Annotated in this window: 22 protein-coding genes; 21 read left to right on the top strand and 1 reads right to left on the bottom strand. The window is 53.2% G+C overall.

Translation table 11 applies throughout. The annotated features are described in order from the left end of the window. Positions 1 to 107: 107 nt before the first annotated feature. The 3 genes from M3223_RS00655 to M3223_RS00645 all read left to right on the top strand — a co-directional run bounded on the left by M3223_RS00655 (position 108) and on the right by M3223_RS00645 (position 1,541). On the top strand, positions 108 to 551 hold the full coding sequence (locus M3223_RS00655; RefSeq protein ID WP_251557942.1) for a hypothetical protein: 444 nt from the start codon (positions 108 to 110) through the stop codon (positions 549 to 551). A 72-nt stretch (positions 552 to 623) separates the two neighbouring features. Next, positions 624 to 1,184 (top strand): macro domain-containing protein, encoded by a 561-nt coding sequence (locus M3223_RS00650; protein ID WP_251557940.1) that lies wholly within the window; start codon positions 624 to 626, stop codon positions 1,182 to 1,184. Between the two features lie 87 nt (positions 1,185 to 1,271). Then, positions 1,272 to 1,541, top strand: a complete 270-nt coding sequence (locus M3223_RS00645; protein ID WP_251557938.1) for a hypothetical protein — start codon at positions 1,272 to 1,274, stop codon at positions 1,539 to 1,541. A 163-nt stretch (positions 1,542 to 1,704) separates the two neighbouring features. Here M3223_RS00645 and M3223_RS00640 read toward each other — a convergent pair whose 3' ends face one another. Beyond that, positions 1,705 to 2,148, bottom strand: a complete 444-nt coding sequence (locus M3223_RS00640) for a GNAT family N-acetyltransferase (protein WP_353057657.1) — start codon at positions 2,146 to 2,148, stop codon at positions 1,705 to 1,707. A 174-nt stretch (positions 2,149 to 2,322) separates the two neighbouring features. Here M3223_RS00640 and M3223_RS00635 point away from each other — a divergent pair, with 174 nt between their 5' ends. The 18 genes from M3223_RS00635 (at position 2,323) to M3223_RS00550 (ending at position 17,364) form a co-directional block, all read left to right on the top strand. Next, positions 2,323 to 2,901, top strand: coding sequence for a conjugal transfer protein TraR (locus M3223_RS00635; protein ID WP_251557937.1), 579 nt, complete (start codon positions 2,323 to 2,325; stop codon positions 2,899 to 2,901). 141 nt (positions 2,902 to 3,042) lie between these two features. After that, entirely contained in the window at positions 3,043 to 3,957 is a 915-nt protein-coding gene (locus tag M3223_RS00630) for a hypothetical protein (protein ID WP_251557935.1), read from the top strand. Between the two features lie 122 nt (positions 3,958 to 4,079). Then, positions 4,080 to 5,054, top strand: coding sequence for a serine hydrolase domain-containing protein (locus M3223_RS00625; protein ID WP_251557934.1), 975 nt, complete (start codon positions 4,080 to 4,082; stop codon positions 5,052 to 5,054). An 81-nt stretch (positions 5,055 to 5,135) separates the two neighbouring features. Further along, the gene (locus M3223_RS00620) at positions 5,136 to 5,465 is read left to right on the top strand and encodes a hypothetical protein (protein WP_251557933.1); all 330 of its coding nucleotides are present in this window, start codon (positions 5,136 to 5,138) and stop codon (positions 5,463 to 5,465) included. A 117-nt stretch (positions 5,466 to 5,582) separates the two neighbouring features. After that, positions 5,583 to 5,975: a hypothetical protein gene (locus M3223_RS00615; RefSeq protein ID WP_251557931.1), complete on the top strand. Its 393-nt coding sequence runs from the start codon at positions 5,583 to 5,585 to the stop codon at positions 5,973 to 5,975. A gap of 91 nt (positions 5,976 to 6,066) precedes the next feature. After that, positions 6,067 to 6,501 (top strand): organic hydroperoxide resistance protein, encoded by a 435-nt coding sequence (locus M3223_RS00610; protein ID WP_251557929.1) that lies wholly within the window; start codon positions 6,067 to 6,069, stop codon positions 6,499 to 6,501. A gap of 352 nt (positions 6,502 to 6,853) precedes the next feature. Continuing rightward, complete coding sequence (locus M3223_RS00605) at positions 6,854 to 7,609, top strand: GNAT family N-acetyltransferase (protein WP_251557927.1); 756 nt, start codon at positions 6,854 to 6,856, stop codon at positions 7,607 to 7,609. A 99-nt stretch (positions 7,610 to 7,708) separates the two neighbouring features. Then, a complete protein-coding gene (locus M3223_RS00600) occupies positions 7,709 to 7,927 on the top strand; it encodes a cold-inducible protein YdjO-related protein (protein ID WP_251557925.1) in 219 nt (72 codons plus the stop codon). Positions 7,928 to 8,032: 105 nt separating this feature from the next. Next, positions 8,033 to 8,389 carry a metal-sensitive transcriptional regulator gene (locus M3223_RS00595; protein ID WP_251557923.1) on the top strand — a complete coding sequence of 119 codons (357 nt, stop codon included), beginning with the start codon at positions 8,033 to 8,035 and terminating at the stop codon, positions 8,387 to 8,389. 76 nt (positions 8,390 to 8,465) lie between these two features. Further along, complete coding sequence (locus tag M3223_RS00590) at positions 8,466 to 8,933, top strand: SACOL1771 family peroxiredoxin (RefSeq protein ID WP_251557921.1); 468 nt, start codon at positions 8,466 to 8,468, stop codon at positions 8,931 to 8,933. Then, positions 8,930 to 10,972, top strand: a complete 2,043-nt coding sequence (locus tag M3223_RS00585) for a peptidoglycan D,D-transpeptidase FtsI family protein (RefSeq protein ID WP_251557919.1) — start codon at positions 8,930 to 8,932, stop codon at positions 10,970 to 10,972. Before M3223_RS00590 ends, M3223_RS00585 begins: the two co-directional genes overlap by 4 nt. Before the next feature lie 196 nt (positions 10,973 to 11,168). Then, positions 11,169 to 11,387, top strand: a complete 219-nt coding sequence (locus M3223_RS00580; RefSeq protein ID WP_251557917.1) for a hypothetical protein — start codon at positions 11,169 to 11,171, stop codon at positions 11,385 to 11,387. 27 nt (positions 11,388 to 11,414) lie between these two features. Continuing rightward, positions 11,415 to 12,014: a hypothetical protein gene (locus M3223_RS00575; protein ID WP_251557915.1), complete on the top strand. Its 600-nt coding sequence runs from the start codon at positions 11,415 to 11,417 to the stop codon at positions 12,012 to 12,014. Continuing rightward, positions 12,011 to 13,213 (top strand): glutathionylspermidine synthase family protein, encoded by a 1,203-nt coding sequence (locus M3223_RS00570; protein WP_251557913.1) that lies wholly within the window; start codon positions 12,011 to 12,013, stop codon positions 13,211 to 13,213. Before M3223_RS00575 ends, M3223_RS00570 begins: the two co-directional genes overlap by 4 nt. Continuing rightward, positions 13,210 to 13,872 (top strand): hypothetical protein, encoded by a 663-nt coding sequence (locus M3223_RS00565; protein ID WP_251557911.1) that lies wholly within the window; start codon positions 13,210 to 13,212, stop codon positions 13,870 to 13,872. Before M3223_RS00570 ends, M3223_RS00565 begins: the two co-directional genes overlap by 4 nt. Continuing rightward, entirely contained in the window at positions 13,869 to 14,258 is a 390-nt protein-coding gene (locus M3223_RS00560; RefSeq protein ID WP_251559758.1) for a DUF350 domain-containing protein, read from the top strand. The genes M3223_RS00565 and M3223_RS00560 overlap by 4 nt, the downstream gene beginning before the upstream one ends. A gap of 122 nt (positions 14,259 to 14,380) precedes the next feature. Then, positions 14,381 to 16,264, top strand: coding sequence for an LTA synthase family protein (locus M3223_RS00555; protein ID WP_251557909.1), 1,884 nt, complete (start codon positions 14,381 to 14,383; stop codon positions 16,262 to 16,264). A 26-nt stretch (positions 16,265 to 16,290) separates the two neighbouring features. Beyond that, the gene (locus M3223_RS00550) at positions 16,291 to 17,364 is read left to right on the top strand and encodes a lactonase family protein (RefSeq protein WP_251557907.1); all 1,074 of its coding nucleotides are present in this window, start codon (positions 16,291 to 16,293) and stop codon (positions 17,362 to 17,364) included. Positions 17,365 to 17,456: the final 92 nt, after the last annotated feature.

Here is a 17,456-nt window from a genome sequence, read left to right as displayed (position 1 = left end):
AGGTCCTCCAATCCTGCTGCCGCATGCAATTGCCTCCGAATATTCATGCTTGGCCTGCGATACGATGTATCGACAGCATTCCGCTAAGCAGGATGGAGGGGGAACCAATGATTCGATTTAATGCTGTGTGGGTGGCCGGACCGGGTTTTATCGAGCGGTACAGAAGGGAATGCTCGCTGCCGGAGCGTTCGCGCGATCCGATTTTTCCCCGTATGAGGCTTCTTATCCGCAAAGTGCCGATTCCGTTTGAATCGTTTGGAGCAGTGACGATGGGCAATCGGCAGCTGGCGTTCGAGCCTCAAAATCCGACCTTCTCCAGCGTGGCCGTATTTCAGTTTGAAGGTTTGAACCAATGCTTAAAATTCCATTTTAACTATTCCGACCTGTATTTGAGCCCGGTTAAGCCTATTCCGGGGACGCCGCTGCCGACATGGGGGTTATGGGCGCGCCTGTCATGCCGTTTTACAAGCGTGGAGTATGTGCTGGCCGCGTCAAATACCGGAGCAGATCTGTTTCAATGGCTATCTACCAAAATTGAGCCGCTTCCCTGAAGCCGGGATGCCGATTCAGAGCACGCCTTCACGTCCAAATAGTTGGTATACAACTTCCGGGAGGCAAGGACCATGACCATTCAAATTAATTCAACGCTGTTGGAAACGATACAGGGCGACATTACCCGGCTTGAAGCGGATGTGATCGTAAACGCCGCCAATTCAAGTTTGAGCGGAGGCGCGGGGGTGGACGGGGCGATACACAGTGCGGGCGGCATTGCCATTCATGACGAGCTGTCGCTTATTCGTCAGGAAATGGGCAGCTGTGAACCTGGCGAAGCCGTCGTCACGACCGCAGGCAAGCTGCCGGCCGCATATGTGATTCATGCGGTTGGCCCGGTATGGCAAGGAGGAGAATCGGGGGAAGCGAAGCTGCTTGCCGCCTGTTACAGCCGCTCGCTGCAGCTGGCAGACGAGAAGAATGCCGCGAGCATTGCATTTCCAGCCCTCAGTACGGGCATATACGGCTATCCTAAGCCGGAAGCGGCCGAAATTGCCTTCCGCTCAGTAGCGGATTATTTAAAAGAGAACGAAGATACAACAATCAAACGGGTCAGCTTCGTTTGCATGGACGAGGAGAACTGCTGCGAGCTGAGCAAACAGATCAAGCAGGCGTACACTGCTGTTGAATAACATTTTACCGGCAGCGGACAAGCCTCTGGCAACAGCCTATCCAGATCAAGTATGATAAGCGTATACGGGTTAGGGAGGATTACAGTCGTGGAATGGGAAATGATTTTCGCAGAAATGAGCTACAACAAAGAAGATGGCTATGTCGGCAAGGTGCAATTTCAGGTAAAGGGCCATAAGCAGCCCTACGAAATGGCTTTGCAAAGCAAAAAAGGCAAGGATTGGGCATACGGCCTGTTTTTCAAGGATAAGGCCGGTCCGGAGGAAGAGATCGAGCTTGTTGAAGAAGAGCTGGAGGAAAACGACGAGATGTACGACGCGCTCGTTGAAGCTGCCCGCTCGGCGCTTGTGCAGGCTTGATTAAGCTGCTCGCTCTTTATTCTTAGCTTAGCTGCAATAGGAACGGGGCTGTCCCAAAAGTCATCGTAAGATGACTCGGGACAGCCCCTTTGTTGTTGTTGTTGTTGAGAAAGCTTTAAGAGGCTTAAATTTTAGGGGCTTTTGGGACAGCCTCGTTTTTTTGTTAGGCCCAGCTGCGGCTCATACGGATATGGGGAATGCCTGCATCCAGAAAGATTTCAGGTGACATCGCAGTGTAGCCAAGCTTGGTGTAAAACGGCTCCGCCTGGCATTGCGCGTCCAAAACGGCTCCTTGAAATCCTGCTTCACGGGCCGCTTCTTCCATTGCCCGGACGAGGATCGAACCGGTTCCTTTACCCCTGCAAGATGCGAGCACCGCGATTCGCTGCAGCTTCGCGCTGCCGTCCTCGAATGGTTTTAGGCGCCCGGTTCCAACTGGAATCCCTTCATCCAACAGCAGCAGATGGATGCAGGATTGCGGCGATTCATCGTAATGATCCCATTCTTCTTCGGGAGATACTCCCTGTTCTCCGACAAACACCTCGCGGCGGATTGCCAGGCATTGTTCCAGCTGTTCCTGTGTTGTTACTACTACGCTTTGCAGCAATGTGTTCAGTCCTTTCTATCTCTTGCCTAACGGCGGGTTTATAACGCCTTCTCTTTTACGATTCGTATTGTAGCAAACTGGATTCCGGAACCGCAATGCAGTTGCTGCTTCATCCTCCACGTTCCCCGGGTAAAAGGAAGCTAAACACAGATTCAATTTTAGGAGGGAACCACAATGAGACATTTGAAACCATCCCAGATTGATCAGCTGAAACAAGCGCTGCTCCGCGAGAAGGAGGAGCTTGAAGCGCATTTCCAAATAAACGGAGAGCGCACTGACGACGGCGCACCGGCATCTATGGCGGATTCCGGCGGCGAGCTGTCCAGCTACGACAACCATCCCGGGGACAGCGCTACGGAAACGTTTGAGCGGGAGCGCGACATGGCGCTGGACGAAAAGCTGGGCAAAAAGCTGGCGCAGGTCAACCGGGCGCTCAGCCAGATGGCCGACGGGACATACGGGCTTGACGCCAGCAGCGGGAAACCGATTCCTTTTGAGCGTCTGGAGGCCATCCCGTCTGTGCGGTATACGGTAGACAATGTTCCGCAAAATGAGTCCGAAGCCGAGCGTCCTGTGGAGGAGCAGGTGATGACTCTGCCGCCAAAAGGAGCCGGTGAAGGCAGGCAAGCGTCCGCAGGCCGATTCGATGACGCAGGCGCTTGGGAAACGCTGGAGAATTACGGAAATGCTTCCGATACGGTGAATCCTCAATCAGAGGCTGGCGCCGCCAATGAGCTCGAGAAGCTGCGCTAAAATCAGGAGAGATATTTACAAAATTCTCCGTGACCGCAACTTTTCTATGAGAATCGTGAAAAGAATATGAGAGAACCTTAACTGCCCCGCAGCAAGGCAATCCGGTACACTGGTACGGTGAACGGACAGGAGGAATACGCCTTGATAACCAAAAGATGTCTTTTTTGCGATACGATTGTGCCCGTAAAGTCCGGCGCGGGGAATAAAGAACGTTTTGTAGGCTGCGATTGCGCGCCTGCTGCGGAATACTCCATCGGCAGCGAGCATTACGAAAGGCTCGCGAGTCTTCCATATCCCCGGCAGAGAGAGCTGTTTCCGCTTGCATCCGCCTATATTCGGGAAGCGACAGTACTGGGCCGAGAGCTTAGCCTGACGGCTGATGAAGTGGAGTCGCTCCCATCGTCGCCGGATGTGCCTTTGACGATTGAAGCGAAATGCGCCAAGCTGCTCGCCTACTTGCGCCGTCAGAGCAGCGCTCCAGGCGAACCGGTCATCCTGCACCGCTTATCGCGGAGCTATAATTTGACCTACTCCCAGAACCTGCAGGAGATGGTGTACGTCATTGAAAGGCTGCGGGACGAGGATTTGCTGGAGCGTACCGGCTCCGTTTTTACGCTGACGGCTAAAGGCTGGGAGCAGGCTGAGCTGGCTGTATCCGGCGGCCATCAAAAAATATGCGTTATTGCCGGAGATAAACCCGGGGAAGAGCAAGCGGAGTGGATCGGATACGTGCTGCCGCTGCTTCAGCAGTGCGGGTACGTTCCGCGTCTGCTTAGCCGTGAAGGGGAGTCCGCCACGGAGCAGCCGCTTGAGCTGCTTAACCGCGCCGATCTTGTGCTGGCTGAGCTGTCAGGTTCGTCAGCGGAAGTGTATTTGGCAGCGGGTTATGCGCTCGCGGCGAATATTCCATTGTTATGGACAGCCCAAGAGGGCGCCGAAGCCGCCCCGCACTGGGCGGGACCGGCTCCGCTGCGCTGGAGCACGCCTGAGGAGCTGAGCACGCTGCTGCTGCAGCGGTTTGGCCAGCAGGGCGGATTGCGTCCGACCGGCTCTTAAATGAATCATCCCCTGAACCTTCGGTTCGGGGGATTTTTTTCGTTATAATAGGACAAGCATAGAGCCCAATCGGAGACGGCATGCTATTCCAGGAAAGCGAGAATGCAAAGGCGGCGATAGAGATGGCGACCAATAGGCTGGAGAAGCTGCAGGATGACCCGGCGGTGGCGTCGCAGCTCCAGCAGTGGAAAATTAAAGGGGTTCATGCCGAGCAAGGCGGACGGGAGCTGTTCCATTGGAACGCGGACGGGGCGGACCGGCCTATGGCTATACTTTCGTCTACAAAAAGCGTGTTGTCCGCGCTGCTTGGCATCGCTATCGGACAAGGCAAAATTGGCGGGGTGCATGATCCGATTTTGACCTATTTGGACGTAGACGATGTTGAACTGACGGATGCGATCCGGGACGATGCCCGCAAAAAGACGATTACGCTGGAGCATCTGCTGACGATGACGAGCGGGCTTGATTGGCCCGATTTTGACAAGCCCTACAAGGAGCTGAAGCTGGCGGACAACTCCGCCGCTTTTGTGCTGGCGCGGCCGCTCGTTCACGAACCGGGGAGCGCCTTTACCTATAATTCAGGCGGCTCTCAGCTGCTGGCCGCCGCTCTGGAACGCGCCGCGGGAGAAAGCCTGTCCCGGTTTGCAAGACGGGAATTGTTCCGCCCGCTTGGCATCGGCCCGGTCCGCTGGAACAGACTGCCCGGCGGCCAGGAAGGCGGTACCGGCCTTTCCTTGAGCATGCGCGATTTAGCCAAGCTGGCAAGACTGTATTTGCAGCATGGGGAATGGGAGGGCAGGCAGCTTATTCCGGCGGATTGGGTAAGCCGGTCCGTTCAGCCCCATCATAAAGGCTTGCTGAATTACGAGCCGCAGGTATATGGCAGTTACGGATACCACTGGTGGGTGTCGCCGGCAGATAAACAGCCCGGACCGGATTATTTTTTTGCGTTCGGTTACGGGGGACAGTATTTGTTTGCGATCCCTGCTCTCGACCTGACGGTCGTGGTGCGCAAAGCTTTGGAGGGGCGCAACAAAGCGATTTTGTCGCGCCGCGTGCTGGAGGATTTTATCCTTCCGGCTTTTGCAGATTCATAACTCGGCTGTAAATGGGCAAAGCTACCTGTAGAACCAGCCTCGGGAAGGCATGGATCAACCAACAGGCAGGAGGGTTTCAACATGGAGCAAAACGGACAACAGCCGCAAGAAGAAATCAACAGCTTGAATCTCAGCTACGAGCAATTCCAGCAGCAGGTGAGAGACCGCCGCGAGCAGGAGCAGCAGCAGGGCCGCATCGCGCTGCAGCGCGCGGGAGCGGATAACAGCGCGGAGAAGGTTCGCTCGTTAATCAACACGATGCAGGAGCTTGTGCAAGAGCTGAGCATGACGGAAAATCAAATTCAGGTGCAGGCCGACGCCCAGCTGCGCCAAATCCGCAAGCTTAAAGACCGCGCAGCAGCGGTGGAGGCCGAAGTGCGCGCGAGCGTTTCTCCGCCTGCGGTTCACTAACCATACAGCAATTCCGGCAAGCTCCAGCTTTGTGCTCAAGCACAGCGGCTGGAGCTTGTTTTGTGAAGCCAAAAGAAACTATGGTATTCTGGTAAGAAGCGAGGGGAGGACTGGTGCATGAATCCGGATTTTTTACCGGTGCGCGAGCTGGAAGGCCATTTGCTCTTATCGATCAAAAAAACCGATTTTGGCTTGACCGTATCAACCCGCGAGCTGGTCTATCATAAGCCGCATGTAAATTATTATTTAAAATTGGACGATATGGTCAGTCTCGTTCCATATGAAATAAAACAAGGTCTTATTAAACCTTATGCAAACATTCGGAATAACGGCAACGCGGAGGTTTCCATCCGGGCAACCGACACTGCCGCGTACCGCATTCATGTCAGCGCGGCTGTTATGCACAACCGCAGCGGCCGTTTTACGCTTGGATCGATGCAGTTTGTGCTGCCGATCCCGCCGCGAATGCTTGAGCTCATCGGAAAACACAGCGGAATGAGCAGCCTTTAGATAATTGGTGAAAGAGGCGCTTGATTCGGACGGGCATTGGGTAATAATACGCTGAGGGTCAAGAAGATGAACCGAAAGCGAGGAGATTACGATGGATGCGTTGTATACCGCAAAAGTAACGGCTCAAGGCGGCCGTAAAGGCAAGGTAACCTCATCGGACGGAGCGTTGGATCTGCCCCTGTCCATGCCCAAGGAGCTTGGCGGCGAGGGCGGAACGTCGACGAACCCTGAGCAGCTTTTTGCCGCTGGTTACTCGGCTTGTTTCGAATCCGCGCTGCAGCTTGCCGCTTCTAAAGCAGGCGTTAAAGCTGACGGAGCGATTGTCACGGGACATGTCTCTATTTATAAAGATGCTCCCAGCTTCAAGCTAGGCGTGCGGCTCGACGTTTCAATTCCCGGCGCTGAGCTTGAGGAAACTCGCAGGCTGGCGGAGCAGGCGCATCAGCTGTGCCCTTACTCCAAGGCGACCAGAGGGAATATCGACGTGGAAATTAATGTGCTGAAAAGCTCGGAGCAGCCTGCTTAATCGACGGGTTGATCGGTACGGCTTCAGCTTAAAATGAACAAAAAGCCCCTTGCCCTTTGCGGCAAGGGGCTTTTTGGAGTGTTGAGTATCAGGGAGAAGGCATGGAACGAGCGGCGATATAAATGTTTATTGCATAAAAATAATTAAAATAGTATATTTATGCGTATTGGGAGTACAGTGATATAAAAAGAGCGAAGTCACAGAGCGAGCCCGCAGAAGCGCCAGCGTTCGCCTTTAACGTCGGATTTCTACCTCTTTGGAAGGTTGAATTCAAAGAAACCCGAGGTTAACAGCGATCGTAGGGCCGGTCTTTGACGCAGCGGGCACTTTTTTGTCAGGGAGGTAGGTCATAATGAGAGCTTATTATGAAGTAGAGGAAGCGGCGCTCAACAGCTGGCCGGCGCTCCAAACGAGCAGCTGCAGCGGATGGCTTGTTAAAACAAATCGCGGGTATACCAAACGCTCTAACTCGGTGCAGCCGCTTGCTCATATTGAAGCTGACAAGGAACGGCTGCAGCAAAAAATCGAGCGATGTGAAGAAATATACAACCGCAGCGGGCAGCCCGCGATATTTAAAATAACGCCGTTCACGGAGCCGGCTGAGCTGGATGCTGTACTGGCAAAAAGGGGATATGAAATAGCCGATCCTTCCCATGTTATGGTCGCATCTATCGGGAGATTAAGCCCGCAGGATGCAAGCGGCGATGTGCTGTCTTCCGGGGAGCCGACCGCAGCCTGGCTGCAGCTGCTTGACGAGTGGGGCGGCTGCGGCGAGGAAGCTTTACGCATCACGTCGCTCATGTTTGAAGCTTCTCAGCAGCCGCGACAGTTCGCAGTGCTCCATGCCGAAGGGCGGCCGGTGACGTTAGGCTTGGCGGTGCTGGACGGCTTGCAGATAGGATTTTATGATCTGCTGACGGCCCCGGATTGCCGTGGAAGAGGTTACGCGGGCAAGCTTATCCGCCACCTTTTGAGCTGGGGAAAAGAAAACGGGGCTGACCATGCTTATTTGCAGGTGGTGAGCGGCAACAAACCGGCGGAGTCGCTTTATGCGCGGCTTGGATTTAAAGAAGCTTACCCCTATTGGTACAGGGTGCAAAAAAGCTGAAGTGTCAAGTCTTTACTTGCCGGAATCAAGGGTGATATAGTATTCAGGCTGTCTCTTTTCAGGGATAACCGAACCGACATCAGAAAGGAATGCTACCCCTTGAGTACAACTGAAGAAACAAAGCCTCAGCTTATCCCGACGAAAATCTGGAAATGCCGCAATGCCGATTGCAAGGCTTGGGTGCGCGATGAATTCGCTGTGGAATCCCAGCTCTGCCCGATGTGCAAAGGGCCGATGCTGCGCAGCATGCGCCATCTGCCGGCTGTCCAGAACAAAATCAAACGCAAGCCTAAGCCGAAAAACGAATACGGACTCTAAAAGTCCGTCTAGCCGCTCCAGCCTCGCGCTGCAGCGGCTTTTTGCTCCATATGCTACAATAGTGGGTAGTCTAATCATTTCGCATTTAAAGGGGAGCCGTAGAGCATGGACATCCAATCAGGAGCCGAGGCCAGCCGCAATTCAGATGAGTCGGAGCAGCATGCTGCGGAATGCTGCGGTCATGAACGGAGCAGCCACCATTCCGATAAAACCAAAAATAATCTCATCAACCGTCTTAACCGCATTGAAGGCCAGGTGCGCGGCATAAAAGGGCTGATCGAAAAAGATACTTATTGCGACGACGTGCTTAACCAAATAAGCTCCATTCAATCCGCCTTAAACGGCGTTGGCAAGCTGCTGCTGGAGTATCATCTCCGCTCCTGCGTCGCGGAGCGGCTCCAAGAGGGCGATAACGCAATTATCGATGAGCTGATGGTGACGATGAAAAAGCTTATTCGTTGAACGGCACGGCAAACTTTTTCTAAATTTCTGTCGTCTAAGGAAGCGGGAACTTGATTCAACTAGAAGGAGAGCGGTAATGGAACATAAGTTTGAACTCGAAGCCGTTTGGGAGGGTGGACGGAACGGCCAGGGCTGCATCCGCAGCGGCGCTCTGGAATCCGAAGTGTCCATCCCTCTTGTCATGGACGGCCCTGGCACGGGCACCAATCCCGATGAGATGCTGCTTGGCGCAGCGGCGACCTGTTATATGATCTCGCTGGCAGCGATGCTGGAGCGTTCCGGGCTTCAAACGGATCGTCTTTCTCTCCGCTCAACAGCTGTTGTCGACACGGAGAACGGCGTATTTACATACCGTTCCATCACGCATCGGCCGCTGCTCATTCTGCCTGCAGGCTCGGAACCGCCGACTCTGGAGCGGGCGGAGCGAATCGCGCTTAAAGCCGAGCGCTCGTGCATGATTACGCGCGCGCTTGCCGGCAATGTTCAGGTCGAGGCGTTGCCGATAGTACGGATCGCGGATGATGAGAGCGAGGTGACCGCATGAAAAAGGGTAACGGCAAACCGCCGCAAATAATTGGGCGCGACGAGGAAAAGGATTATGTCGTTCGCCGCCAATTCATGTTCCGGCTCAACGTCTTTTTTTTCGCGGCGTTTGTTATGTTCGGCATTCTCATCGTCTATTTGGCGGTGCTGCAGTTTGTCGAAGGGCCTGAGCTGAAGATGATGCGGGAGGACCAGGGGACAAGGGACGTATCCATCCCGCCGTTTCGCGGCAATATTCTTGATTCCGAGAAAAAGCCGATTGCGTACTCCACCTCCACTCAGACGCTGACTTATACGCTTCAGGCGGAGAAAAACAAACAGATTGCAATCGATATGAGCGTTAAGCTGTCCAAGCTGTTCAAAAGGCTCAACAGCGATCCGGAAGCGCAAATGACGCCGGAGGAAATCCAGAAGCAGATGGACCTTAACTTCCGGACGAACACCATTTCTGTGCCGCGGAGGATCCGCTCCGATTTGTCGAATGAGGAAATTGCTTTCATTACGGAGAACAAAGATCAGTTTCCCGGCGTGGAAATTGTTGAGGAGAGCGTCCGCAACTACAGTGAGGACGGCGTTGCCGTCCAGCTCGTCGGGTATTTGAAGAAATACAAGTCGGCTGGCGATCTTGGCAAATACAAGGCTATTAAGGAAGAGAAGGATCCCAAAAATAAATACCTCCAGGAAGAAACGGTCGGATTCGACGGTCTGGAATATATGTTTCAAGAGCAGCTGCGCGGAATTAACGGACTCAAGTCGTTTCCGGTCGACCGGACGAATAAAGTGACAGGGCCTCCGGTCATTACGCCGCCGCAGCGGGGCAACGACATCGTGCTCAGCATTAACCGGTCCGTACAGCTGAAGACTCAGCAGGCGATTGAGACTCAGCTGGAGAGACTGCAAAACGCTACGTCCAAGCCGTTGAATTACGGTAATGATGCTACAATGGGCTTTGCGGTGGCGATGGAGGTCGAGACCGGAAAGGTCGTCTCGATGGCCAGTTTGCCGGATTATGATCCGAATATTTGGAAGGGCGGCTCGGCGTCGAGCGAAAAGCTCAAACCGGTTCAAAATTTTATTACAAACGGCACGATCCGTACCGTTTATCCGGACTACGAAACTCAAACAGAAATGAACAAACATACGCCTTCACTCGTATATCTGGGTTCGGTCCAGAAACCGCTCACGATTCTAATCGGGTTGAACGAAAAATTATTTACTCCTTATGAGAACTACTACGATAAAGGCTATGTTACGATTGGCTCTAAGGGGAATGAAGTCGAGATTACAAATGCAGGAAGAAAAGCAAACGGTTATATCGATGCTGATGATGCCCTCGCCAAATCCTCCAACGCCTTTATGATGGAAATGGTAGGAGAAAGACTGCTGAACAAGTATAAAGGCGAAGAGTCCATTGAAGTATGGGACAAGTACATGAAACAATTTGGTCTCGGCGTCTCAACGGAGAGCGGTCTTCCTTCCGAGCAAAAAGGGGTAGAGGACTACTTCCACGAGGCAAAAACAGCGAGTAACATTTCCGCTATGGCCCGCGCCTCCTTTGGACAGCTTGGCAAATATACAACGCTCCAATTGGCGCAATACACAGCGATGCTGGCCAATAAGGGCAAACGCATGAAGCCGCTGTTTGTGAATGAAATTCTTGATCCTAAAGGCAAAGTCGTTGAAACGATTAAGCCGGAAGTGCTGAACACCGTTTCATTTCCGGAGAGATACTGGAATACGGTTTATAACGGCATGAGCCGTGTAAACGTGCAAGGTTTTGAAGGCGTCGATTATTCGTACCTGCGCAAAACCGGCACATCCCAGCAGCAGGTTGCCAACGGCAAAAAAGTCGAAAACTCCGTGTTCATCGCTTTTGCCCCGGCTGACAAGCCAAAGCTTGCTGTTGCGATTGTCATTCCAGAAGGCGGATTCGGCGGTTACGGTGCGGCGCCGGTCGCTCGGCAAATTTTTGACGCCTACGACGAGGCTGTTGGTTTATATGGCACGCCTAAGAAAAAAACGACAAACGATGCGGAGTAATTTCCGCTTCAAAATGTCGGGCAGCTTCACCCTAATGATGGGTGGAGCTGCTTTTTTTGTTTTTCTATGGGCAGGAATCTGCTACGATAAGGCTTACCGAAAAAAATTGTTTAAAAGTAAAACTTATCGGGATAAACAACGTATGAAGTGGAAGTTCATCGATGGGCTTATACTTTTTGGAAAAGGTGAGGGATCGTTGGAAAATCAGATGAAGGTTATTTTATTTCAAAAGCTGCCTGGAGGCAGCCTGCGCAAAATTGACGAGCGCTTCTGGTCGCAGGAAATGATTGCGGCGCTGCATCATATTAATTATTTGACGATTGGCGGAGAAGAGTTCGAGACAGTGGAAGGCAGGCTCAATGTAGATGAGGGTGTTATGGAGCTGCTGCTCTTATCCATCCGGAGCGAGTCCTAATTCCATAAGGAGAGGTGAATACCGTACATGAACGAGAAGAACAGACCGCCTAAAGTAATGTCGACCACGCTGGGACTGGTTTTGCTGGCGGGCAGCGCGGGAAGCTCCGGCGCATTTGCCGCCGCTCCATCCCCTTCTCCGGAAGCTGATGGACCAACGCTGGTGGAATGGTCGAGCGAAGAGGTCAAAGCCTTTTACGATCCAGAGCAGGATTGGAACTTGCCGGAGTTAAGCGAGAAGGAAGAGGAAGAAGGTTCTTCAGGCGGCGGAGGCGGCACCAGCTCCAGCGGCGGCACGACGGTTATTCATACCGGAGGCGGCTTCGGCTGGGACGATATGCTGCTTTACCACTTGATTTTTAACCGGGGATCCGGTTATTCCTCCAGCGGATGGGGGGCGTCGCATCCGGCTTATCACGCCTCTACGGGAGCGCCATACAAACGGTCTACTTACGACAGCTCGCGCTTTCAGAACCGTCCGACCGTTGGTTCCAGCGTGAGGCCTAAAACCTCCTCTGGCAGCGGCAGCATCACCCGGCGTTCCAACTCAGCCTCGAAAGGAAGCGTTGGAGGCAACTCCAGCGGATACTCCGGATCCTCCGGCAAGTCATCCGGGTTTGGAGGATGAGTGAGCCCGCACTGCACGCAGTTCGCAGTCCAGTCCGCAACCGCGAGGATGCGGTCAGCGAAATGGCCCGGCTCGGCTTCGGCTGGGCGGACCTTGACGGCGAGCCTTATTGGCTCGATGAACTGATTGCGATGGATGCAGCCGCATATGCGAAGCTTCAGGATGCGGCTGCAGTGCTGTGGCGTGTTTTTGACCGGGCAGTCCGATACATGCACGGGCGGCGCGAGCTGTATTCGCTCACCGGAATTCCGCCGATTTTGTGGAATATGCTGGATGGGCTTGAGCTGCCGCCGGAAGGCAGCATCAGCCGTTATGCGCGCTTCGATTTTGCCGTTGGGCTGGGCGGAGACATTCGTTTGCTGGAGCTTAACGCCGATACGCCGACGGGATATGCGGAGGCTGCCGCTGCGACGCCTTGGCTTTGCCGGCAAGCCGGGCTGCATTCTCCGAATGAGAGAATGCCGGAGCTGGTAAAATCGGCCTGGAGCGTGGAGCAGCCGGAAGCTGCCGCCTGTGCGCATTATGGCGAGCATGCGGAGGATAGCGGCACGATTGAGCTGCTGGCCAAACATAGCGGTCTTCCGATGCGGATGATCAATCTGCTTGACGTATCGATCGACAACGGGACGGTCAAGGACGGAGAAGGCGTTCCGGTGAACCGGATTTTCGCTCTGTATCCGAAGGAATGGATTGCGCTCGACGAAGGCGGCGAAGCGCTTGCTTATTCCATTGAGACGGGGCGGCTGCAGCTGTTCAATTCTCCCCATGCGATTTTGCTTCAGTCAAAAGGACTGCAGGCGCTTATCTGGGGGCTGCACGAGCTGAAGCTGCTGTTTACGGCGGAAGAGCATGCGGCTATCGAGGCGTACATGCTGCCGACCTATACCAAACCATTGTTTGACGGAAGCTACGTATCCAAATCGATGTTCGGCCGCGAAGGCGGCTCCGTCAAGCTGTTTGGCGACAACGGCGGGCTGGAGTTGGAGGATCAAGACGGCTTTGATACGAGCGTATTTTTCCCGACTGTTTACCAGAAACGCGCGGATCTTCCTGAGCTGACGCTGAGCGGGAAGCCGTACCGCATCTTAACGGGCTTGTTTATGCTAAATGGCGTCCCATGCGGTCTTCTCGGAAGAGCCGGGGGTCTTATTACAGGAAATACGAGTCATTTTGTGCCAATAGGGGTGATGGAAGCTTGATCAATCAAAATCAAAAAAGCCGGGTCGGCCCGATAATCGCCGTTGTGCTGGGCATCATCCTGTTGATGGTGGTCATTTCGCAATGCTCGATGAGTTCTTCCAATAACGGCGGCTTGTTTAATACGAACCCAACGGGAGACAGCAGTTCAGCAAACAGTTCCGTAGTGCCTTGGGACTACCGCGTAGTGGAAGGAACGGTCGGCGATTTAATCGGCGGTGATATGACCATTTTACCGGACAATCAGCTGATGGCCAACGATGACCAGTACGCAACCGGAGATAAAATATGGACGCTTCAGCATATGAGCGCCAATATGAACGAGAACAGCCAGAAAAAAGCCCGCATCACGCTTTCGACCTGGATGCCGATCAAGTCGTACCGGAACAAAGAAACGGCCGAGACCGATTTAAACCGCCTCAAGGTTAGCCTCAAAACTAAGGTTGATCTGGTCGGTGTATACCAGACAAAGATGAACGGCAAAACGCGTCAGTTCGCTGTGTTAGAGCTCCCGTCGGGGCAGCAGATCAAACAGCCGATTGATGCCAAGCGTTATGCGAGTCTCAAACCTGCCAAACAGGCGGAAATCATTATGGAAGAGATTCACGACTACAGCAATTTTGACTTGGCATACAGCAAATTCCGGGGGTGGGCGTCATAGTTGTCGTAAATTTAATCGTTAGCATTGCCGTTATTGTCATTCTTCAGCTTGTCGGGATGTTCATTTTCAGCTGGATTACTCCGTTTAAAGACTTGGAGGAGCTCAAAAAAGGAAATGTCGCCGTCGGCCTCGCTATGGGCGGCAAATTCCTTGGCACAGCGATTTTGCTTGGCGTTGCATCGTATACGAATCACTCCATCTGGTACTTGATGTTATGGTTTGCAGTAGGGTATGCCTGCCTGCTCATCGCGTATTGGGTGTTCGAGCTTGCGACTCCGGGTCTAACGCTCTCCAAAGAGCTGCAGAATGGCAATGTTGCGGTCGGCATTCTGCTTGCGGCTGTTTATATTGGCACAGGATTTGCGATTAGCAGTCTGATTATTTAACTAGGCAAGGACAGGACCGAATAGAAAAAGAGAGCCCCATGCCGCTGCGCATGCGGGCTTCTTTTCACTTATGGTATACTGGGTGGAGTTTCCTACAGTTAAGAGAGAAAGAAGGAACCGGAATGACCCGTCCCTTGTCGTTTGGCAAGGTGCAGGAGGGGCGCAATTTATTTGCGGTATTTTACCTGCTCATCCTCATGAAGCTGCAATGGCTGCGCTTCAGCCTTTTTGGAGGAATCCAGCCCTTATCGCTAGCTGCTGACGCGCTGTCGCTGCTTGCGCTAACGGCATTGCTGGAGCTTGCGGCTCCGCGCAAAGGCAAAGGTCCTGCTTATTGGCTCTTCAACCTGTCGCTGTCGCTGCTGCTGTTTGCAGTTACGCTGTATTTTAAACATTTCGGAACAGTGCCGACCTATACGGCCTTAAAAGATTTGAACCAGGTGTTCGGCGTTCGTGAAAGCGTGAATTCTCTCCTTCAGCCGAAAGATTTTATCTATTTTGCGGATGTGCTCGTATTGGCGTTAGTATGGCTGGCTGGACTTTTTTATGGGATGCAAAAAGAAAGGCGCAAGCTGTGGAAGCCGGCAGCAGCAGCCTTATTCATTGTTGGCTGCACCGGATCGCTATGGTTCGTCCTTGCGAAGTCCAATGCTTCGCAGAGCGAGCTTGCCCAGGCTGAAAGTGTTGGTTTGTTCAACTATCAGCTTGTCAGCGCGATTCGTACCTATGAGGAAAACAAAGCGATCGCTTCCGGCAATATCAAGGAAACGATTACGAATGCCGAAAAGCTGCAAAATACATACCCGTATCGTCCATTGGACCAACCGGCAGCGCCAAAAGGTTTTGGAGAGATGAAAGGCATGAATCTGCTCCTGATTCAGCTGGAGTCGTTTCAGAACTTTCCGATTCATCTGCGGGTTGACGGACAGGAGCTGACGCCCGTCCTAAACAAGCTTGCCGATCAAGGCTTGTACGCGCCGCATTTTTTTCAACAGATTGGACAGGGCAATACATCGGATGCGGAGTTTATTGCTAATACGTCGATTTATCCAACCGGCACGATCGCAATGAGCACAGGTTTTGGCAACCGGGAGCTGCCCAGCCTGCCCCGTTTGCTTCAGCGGGAAGGTTATGAAGCCTATACGTTTCATATTAACAACGTCGGCTTTTGGGATCGGAATAAGCTTTATCCAGCCTTGAACTTCAACCGTTACTATGACAAGCCATTTTTTAAGAATGACCACTTTAACAGCTTTGGCGCCTCCGACGAGGAGCTTTACCGGACCGCGGTGGACAAGCTGTCTATCGTAGCCAAGGCTGGAACCCCGTTTTACGGGCATCTGATTACGACGTCCAATCATTCGCCGTTTCGCATTCCGGAGGATAAAAAACAGCTTAAGCTGCCGGATTCTCTGGAGGGCTCGCTGCTCGGAGACTACTTGCAGTCGGTTCGATATACCGATTATGCGGTCGGACAGCTGATTGAGCGGCTGAAGCGGGAGAGGTTATGGGATAACACGGCGCTTGTGCTGTACGGGGACCATTTTGGCCTGCCAAAAGAGGAAGCGGACCCCGAGCGGCTTAACGAGGAGCTCGGCATCCGGTATGATAGCCGCATTAGCCGTTTTAACGTGCCGCTTATTATCCGATATCCGGGTCAAACGCCGGTTAAGCTGGACGGTACGGGCGGCCAAATCGATCTGCTGCCAACTCTGGCTAATTTATTTGGCATCCCGCTTGAAGCGCAACAATTCACCGTTTTCGGCAGAGACTTGCTGAATACGGAGCGTAATGTCATTGGAATGCGTTATTACATGCCGACAGGCTCTTTTATCAATGACGATATTATCTTTGTTCCCGGCAAAGGTTTTGAGGATGGGGAGGCTTATTCGCTGGATACCTATGAGCGCGTGGATGACTTCTCCCGTTACCGGGACGATTACGATTACATGCTGAAGCTGATGGAGCTTTCGGATCAGTACGTCAAGCTGCTGCCTAAGCGCTGACGCCTATACTTAGGAGGTTAACAACAATGACAACGCCGACAACTTATGTATTTGCAGGATCTTACGCTGAGCCGGACGGACCGGGGCTGTATTTGTACCGTTGGAAGGAAGAGGCGCTTGAGCTTGAGCTGCTTGCACAGGCGGATGGTCTTAAAAATCCGACGTTTCTGAATGTAGACGCCGCTGGCGGCAAAGTATATGCCATTTCCGAAGGGAAAAACGAGTCCGGCGGAAAAAACGGCGTTGCTGTTTCGTACCGGTTTCAGCCTGAGACGGGCACGCTGGAGCGGATAGGCGAAGCTCCGACGACCGACGGCCCGACCTGCCATATTGAGCGCAGTCCGGACGGGACCCGCCTAATCGTGGTCAGCTACCATGGAGGCATGGCCGGTCTGATGGAGCTGCATGCGGACGGAAGCATCGGCCGTCGCCTGGATCAGCCTCAGCATGAGGGCCATAGCGTCAATCCGGAGCGTCAGGACCGCCCGCATCCTCATTCGGCTAAGTTCAGCCCGGACGGAAAGTACGTATTTGTGCAGGATTTAGGCCTTGATCTCATCCGCACCTACAAGCTGGAGAACGACCGCATGGTTCCCGTAGCCGACAATGCCGTTCATCCCGGCGCCGGCCCGCGCCATCTGGCGTTTCATCCCAACGGAAAGTATGCTTACGTCATCAATGAAGTTGATTCCTCGGTGAGTGTGTTGGAGTATGATCCGGCAGCGGGCGCATTGACAGAGCTCCAACATTGGCCAACGCTTCCGGCAGGTTTTGAAGGCGAGAATACTTGCGCTGAGATTGCCGTATCCGAGGACGGGCGTTTTGTATATGGCTCCAACCGCGGGCATGACAGCTTAGTTGTGTTTGCTGTCGAAGAGGATGGACGAAAGCTGAACGTCATTCAGCATATTCCGGTGGAGGGGAAACATCCCCGTCATTTTGCGCTGCTGCCGGGAGGTCAATATTTGCTCGCTGCCAGCAAAGACACGAACAACATCGCCGTATTCCGGGTGGATGGGGAAAACGGCAAGCTGACTTTTACCGGACGTCATACGTCGGTGTCTCAGCCTGTGTGCGTGCAGCCGTTTTTGATAGGCTAAATCGTAAATAACGATTTGCGACTAAATCTTCCGATTCAGAATGATTGTCTGCGATTAAGTATCCTTTAAGCGGGCTAGGCTGCTCCTGTCCG

Source organism: Paenibacillus pasadenensis (assembly GCF_023715725.1).
In the GTDB taxonomy this organism is placed as follows: Bacteria; Bacillota; Bacilli; order Paenibacillales; family Paenibacillaceae; genus Paenibacillus_O; species Paenibacillus_O pasadenensis_A.
This window is presented reverse-complemented; position numbering and strand designations above follow the sequence as displayed.

What these genes read in the sequence shown, in the direction of transcription:
- M3223_RS00555 (WP_251557909.1), top strand. Translation starts at nt 14,381, where the DNA reads ATGACCCGTCCCTTGTCGTTTGGCAAGGTGCAGGAGGGGCGCAATTTA.
- M3223_RS00595 (WP_251557923.1), top strand. Translation starts at nt 8,033, where the DNA reads ATGGACATCCAATCAGGAGCCGAGGCCAGCCGCAATTCAGATGAGTCG.
- M3223_RS00575 (WP_251557915.1), top strand. Translation starts at nt 11,415, where the DNA reads ATGAACGAGAAGAACAGACCGCCTAAAGTAATGTCGACCACGCTGGGA.
- M3223_RS00550 (WP_251557907.1), top strand. Translation starts at nt 16,291, where the DNA reads ATGACAACGCCGACAACTTATGTATTTGCAGGATCTTACGCTGAGCCG.
- M3223_RS00590 (WP_251557921.1), top strand. Translation starts at nt 8,466, where the DNA reads ATGGAACATAAGTTTGAACTCGAAGCCGTTTGGGAGGGTGGACGGAAC.
- M3223_RS00635 (WP_251557937.1), top strand. Translation starts at nt 2,323, where the DNA reads ATGAGACATTTGAAACCATCCCAGATTGATCAGCTGAAACAAGCGCTG.
- M3223_RS00570 (WP_251557913.1), top strand. Translation starts at nt 12,011, where the DNA reads ATGAGTGAGCCCGCACTGCACGCAGTTCGCAGTCCAGTCCGCAACCGC.
- M3223_RS00620 (WP_251557933.1), top strand. Translation starts at nt 5,136, where the DNA reads ATGGAGCAAAACGGACAACAGCCGCAAGAAGAAATCAACAGCTTGAAT.
- M3223_RS00650 (WP_251557940.1), top strand. Translation starts at nt 624, where the DNA reads ATGACCATTCAAATTAATTCAACGCTGTTGGAAACGATACAGGGCGAC.
- M3223_RS00625 (WP_251557934.1), top strand. Translation starts at nt 4,080, where the DNA reads ATGGCGACCAATAGGCTGGAGAAGCTGCAGGATGACCCGGCGGTGGCG.
- M3223_RS00615 (WP_251557931.1), top strand. Translation starts at nt 5,583, where the DNA reads ATGAATCCGGATTTTTTACCGGTGCGCGAGCTGGAAGGCCATTTGCTC.
- M3223_RS00655 (WP_251557942.1), top strand. Translation starts at nt 108, where the DNA reads ATGATTCGATTTAATGCTGTGTGGGTGGCCGGACCGGGTTTTATCGAG.
- M3223_RS00585 (WP_251557919.1), top strand. Translation starts at nt 8,930, where the DNA reads ATGAAAAAGGGTAACGGCAAACCGCCGCAAATAATTGGGCGCGACGAG.
- M3223_RS00605 (WP_251557927.1), top strand. Translation starts at nt 6,854, where the DNA reads ATGAGAGCTTATTATGAAGTAGAGGAAGCGGCGCTCAACAGCTGGCCG.
- M3223_RS00610 (WP_251557929.1), top strand. Translation starts at nt 6,067, where the DNA reads ATGGATGCGTTGTATACCGCAAAAGTAACGGCTCAAGGCGGCCGTAAA.